Source organism: Dysgonomonas termitidis (assembly GCF_042654545.1).
GTDB lineage: Bacteria > Bacteroidota > Bacteroidia > Bacteroidales > Dysgonomonadaceae > Dysgonomonas > Dysgonomonas termitidis.
Window position 1 is genome coordinate 1 of sequence record NZ_JBHSGN010000127.1, and the last position, 5,403, is coordinate 5,403.

The window sequence follows — 5,403 nt, forward strand, 5'->3', positions numbered from 1 at the left end:
TAGCGGACGCAAACCGAATTAAATATGAATTGGTCTGCTGAGTTTTTCAGCAGACCCTAAATATTCCTTTCGTATATCTTTGTATCACTCATAGTGTAATATCACTAAATACGTCATAAAAACGCGGTAAATCCTGCTCCCTTATTATCTCGTCATTGTAAACTTCTAACATTTGAATACTTCTATGACGACTATATTTGGAAACAGTCAATAATTCGCCCTTATATGATTTTATTAATTTGGTTATAAAAAAATGACGGAAGCCGTGGGTGCCTCCGTCAATATTTAATTCATTTAAGACTTTATTTATTATCTCCCGTATGGATTTAGTTGTTAGTCTACTTCCCGAAGAGAAATTGCTTCCGCTTCGGAATAGCGCACCCTCTCTTATTCTGTTCGTATGTAAATATTCTTTTAATACTTTAATTGTTGATGGGTGCAAGTGTATAAGCTCTTTATCGTCCTGTCCTTTTCCGATGATATAAGCAACTTTATCTTTCAGGTTAATATCCATAACATTCAGTCTTGTTATTTCTACTTGGCGTAAACCTTGAAAAATAAGCAGTGATAAAATGGATTTCAAACGCAGATTCTGAATTGTCGATTCTAATAATGAGCAATAATCTACAATCTTAGAAATATCCTCATCACAAAGACCGTCTTTCTTATGCAGCTTACTTTGTTTAAATCCTCTTACTTTCGTATTAATCTGAAATGGGAATTGCTGTAAGTTATTCAGACCGTCAATAAAAATCTTTGCGGAAATCAAATACTTATTCTTTGTGGAAACACTTAGCGTGTCGATAGAACTTAAATAGCGTTTATACTCTAAATAAGTATTGGAATTAATTCCGTGTAATTTTGCAAAATGAATGAAGTGTTTAATTCGGGTCAGATACTCTTTTCGTGTGTTCTCTGTAACATCTATACAATCAAAAATACTGTTTTTTTAATGTGATACATCTTTGTAATTAACTATCTCCATAGTCCTAATTTAGTGGTTATTTACTGAATTATTACTTGAAGTTACTAAAAATATCTTATATTTTAATGCACAAGCATCTAATAATAAGATATTTAATTACAAACAATCTAAATGTTTAACCTATGTTTACCCAACTAAAAAGAAAAAACGCCGTAATTTATTCAATTACAACGTTTTACAAATTTTTCTTCGTGGTGCCACCAGAGAAGGAAACAGGAATCGAACTGACTTGTATTGACTCTTACTGACTCAACTTTCAACAGCCTAAAATCACTATGTAAGTGCTATAAGAATCACAAGCAATCACCAAGAGTTGCAAAATTGGGCACTGGATTGAGCACCGAGCTTTTTGAAAAGAAATATTAGAAACTATGTTTTACACACAGAAGTTATTAGTAATCATAGAATAATGCTTTTAACTTAAATACTTTTTGTACTTTTGTTAAAATTTATATCCAAAGATGCTTCTTGTTTGATCAACAGACAAATAAGAATATAATGAAAAGATTATGGCAAATAAATCTCATTTGAAATTTTTGAGCGAAAAGCAGTTATCAGAAATAAAAGATTTCAAGTACAATTATGGCTTCGGACCTAATGAAGAAGATAATACTCCAAAGAATTATTATAGATTAGCGAATTCTTTTAAAGCAGATTTAGCTAATTTGAATACAGATTTAGAGGAAAAATATAGAATAAAGGATCGTACAATAGAAATCCCATATGATATAGACTATATACAAATTACTTTTCAAGACCAATTTGTGATAAGCAAATATTTTCAAGATTATTATAGTGATTTTGGATTAGAGGCGGTTGCTTTCTATGATTTTGCTCAAAAAGGGCTTTTTGCTGTAGCTGATCGGGATAAATTTGAAGTTTTTTTAACTAATGTCAATAACTTTATTGAATTTGGATTAAAAGAGAATCAAGAATCAACATATTCTAATTATGTTATATATATTAGGAGCTTTAAATTACTAAGAACCAACGACATTTTAAAGTTTCAAATAGAGAATATTGGAAGCATTATATATCTATCTCTAATAAATTTACCATTAGATGAAGAGGTAAAACAACAAATAGTCCAATCTTTAATTACATATGTAGAAACTAATAACATTGAATATAAATATGATACTGAAAGTGATCGAATTGAATTACATAATCCCTCTGTAGAGCAAATTCAGAAAATCATTCAGAATTTTGATATAATTGAAAGTGTAACTTGTTCAGCATTTACAACGATAAGACCAACTCAATTTAATACAGTTCAGCGTGAGTTTGGCTTTGTTATTGAAAATGCAGAAGAAGAATTACCCATTGTTGGAATTATTGATACCGGAATTAGCCAACAAACAGCTTTGGCTCCTCTAATCATCAATGATACAACATTTACATTAGCAGGGAATCCTTTAATTGATCAAGCAGGAAGAAATAGATTAGGACACGGAACTGCTGTTGCAGGATTAGTCGCTTTAGGAAAAGATAATCATAGAAATAATTTTGAGGGTGAAGTTGTGGCAGATGCAAAATTACTCTCAATAAAAATTAGTGATAATGGGTGCGGCTATATTTCCGAAATAAATTTGTTGAAAATGTTATATGATGTTAAAGCTAAATATCCTCATATAAGATTATTTACGCTAACTACATGCTATGGCAATCATATGAACACAAATGAATCCTTTTCTGATTATACTTTCTCTTTGGATTCTTTTGCCTATGAAACAGATAGTTTAATCTTTATTTGCACAGGAAATAATGATAATTGTATTAATGAAAATACTAATTATGACCTATCTTATTTCAACCATGAACATACTAATCTCTCTACACCAGCAGATAGCCAAAATAATATTATTATTGGGGCTGCTGCTGACAATTTGAAAAATGGTGCTTTTAGGGGAATTGCTAATGGGCGTGAATTTCCAACACTATATACAAGAAAGGGGCATGTTGATTTGTCTACAATTTATAATGCAAAAAAAACAAATAAAAATTATTTTAAGCCTGATGTAATTAATAGTGGCGGAGACATGGGATTTTATAATGCCAATACATTAGACTGGATGGATGAACCTGCATTAACACTGCTCTCAGCTCGCCCAGAAATAGGTATTATGGAAGAAGTTGGCACAAGTTTTTCAACTCCATTAGTGGCAAATCTTGCCGCAAAAATCATAAAAAATTATCCTACTTTATCTAATGAGAGTATAAAAGCTCTGATTATTAACGGGGCTTCATTAGAACTAATACCATTTCCGACAACCCTTGCCAAATTGAAAAACCGAGTAGCAGGAAATGGGCTCGTTAATGATTTTAAAAGCCTATATTCGACTGATAACTCCGCTACACTTATATTAGAGGATACTATTCAGGATGGGAAAATTAGAATTTATCCTATCAATTTCCCAAATTACTTAGTTCAAGATGACCTCGGAAAGAAAAATGGAATCTTAAAGATTTCAGCAACTTTATGTTTTAAGTTTAAACCAATTAAAAATAATCAATTATCATACAATCCAATTCATATAGCCTTTTGCATTTTTAAAAATCAATCCGCAGAGGATATAATGAAACCTGATGAAGAATTAAAATCAAAGTTAAAATCAACTTTATCTTGGTCAGAAAATGGTAGATACGTTTCAAAGCCCTTACCATATTCTAACACTCAAAAAATCTCTTTCAACGTTAATGTTAGTGATTTGATTAATGAGAAAAACTCTTTCAAATTAGCTATTCATACTAAATTATCTGAACAAATTGTTGGAGGATTACCAGAAAACTATCCGACAGAATTTCCTTTTTCAATTGTATTAACTATTGAAGAAACAGTAAAAAGTAACACTGGAAAATTGTATGATGAAATTCAACTTGTGAATAATCTCGAAGCTATCCAAGGTATAGATTTAGATGCAGGATTAGAAGCAGATGCGTTAAATGTTTAATGATTGCTTTTCTGTTTCTACAAGTTCTTTCCAAATTGACGTATCTATTTTTGTAGATAGCATTTTCTGTGGTTCTTTAATGGCAAACAAAGTACGCTTAATTGCTGTTATCAGTGTTTTTTGAATACTATAATACGATAAACCCATACTTTGTTTAATAATTCTATTTGCAGCAGCTTTATTATCAAACTTAAAATTACCATTTTGCAAAACTAAGCTAATTAGTTTCTTTATTTCAGTTTCATTTGGCAATTGAAAAGCTATAATATTATCAAATCTCCTTAATAAAGCATCATCTAACATATCTTTTTGATTAGTTGCTGCAATAACAATGCTGCTTTGAGGAAGATAATCAAATAATTGTAAAATTGTATTAACTACCCGTTTCATTTCCCCATGGTCTTGGCTGTAGTCTCGGATTTTGCCTAAACTGTCAAATTCATCCAAGAAAATAATACAATCTTCAATGGCGGCTTTCTTGAATATTTTAGACAAATTTTTGCTGGTTTCGCCCAATTTAGAAGAAACAATTGCACCCAAATTAATAACAACCATCATCTTGCTTAATTCTCCAGCAATAACATAAGAAGCTAAAGTCTTACCGCAACCAGAAGGACCATATAGCAGTAATTTATTAGAAACAGGTAACCCAAACTGTTGCAAGACTTCAATCTTTTGATGCTCTTCAATAAAAAACTTTAGTTCATTATGTATTTTTTCATTAGCAATAATATTATCTAAAGTGTAATCGGATGTGATTTTTTCTAAAATAAGTTCAGAAATTTCTTTATCTTCGATTCTATTCAGATACGATTCAGAACCAACTCTACTTAATCCATTCGTTTTTTGAGTTCGTAAAGCATCTTTTAATATTGATTGAAGTTGAATGGCAAAATTCAGCTTTTTAGTTTTCTTCGAATGCTCTATTAATTCGTTTAAAACAGACAACAAGCGTTCCTGATCATTTTCAAGACCATATTTTGCTATATCTTTTATGTAATCAAACTGTGCCATTTCTACTACAAAGTTAATCTTTTTGTTTTATAAAGAAGCTATCTAATAAAATATAACATACTCTTATATAATTATAAAAGTTTTATATTTGCTTTAACTTTATATTATAGATAAATGAATTTATTCTTGATAAAAATACTCTTTTAATTTAATATTAGTACATGATTTAAACCTTTTTATGAGCTTAAATGTTCATTCCACGACTCAAAACACTCCTTCTGCAAATCACTCAAATAAGCATCAATATCCAGCGTATCGCATAACTCGAAGAAGCCCTCGCTGGGTAAGCCTGTTTCTTTAAGAACAACGATAGAGGCTAAAATTGGTTGCTCGTTCTCTATGTCGTATCGGGTAAGCTTTTCTAATATTGCCCCAAGGCTACGCACAAGAGAAGTGGAAAATCCAGTGAGCGTTGCCCCCTCGTGCCAAATCTAAATTGACCCCTGAAAAAAC

Annotated in this window: 3 protein-coding genes; 1 reads left to right on the forward strand and 2 read right to left on the reverse strand. The window is 30.8% G+C overall.

Annotation, left to right across the window (positions count from 1 at the left end):
* Positions 1-88: 88 nt before the first annotated feature.
* Entirely contained in the window at positions 89-769 is a 681-nt protein-coding gene (locus ACFO6W_RS21335) for a tyrosine-type recombinase/integrase (RefSeq protein WP_380000262.1), read from the reverse strand.
* A gap of 725 nt (positions 770-1,494) precedes the next feature.
* Here ACFO6W_RS21335 and ACFO6W_RS21340 point away from each other — a divergent pair.
* Positions 1,495-3,936 (forward strand): S8 family serine peptidase, encoded by a 2,442-nt coding sequence (locus ACFO6W_RS21340; RefSeq protein WP_380000264.1) that lies wholly within the window; start codon positions 1,495-1,497, stop codon positions 3,934-3,936.
* Here the strand turns inward: ACFO6W_RS21340 and ACFO6W_RS21345 are convergent.
* Entirely contained in the window at positions 3,925-4,950 is a 1,026-nt protein-coding gene (locus ACFO6W_RS21345) for an AAA family ATPase (protein ID WP_380000266.1), read from the reverse strand. The two genes, ACFO6W_RS21340 and ACFO6W_RS21345, sit on opposite strands and share 12 nt — an antisense overlap.
* Between the last annotated feature and the right edge of the window lie 453 nt (positions 4,951-5,403).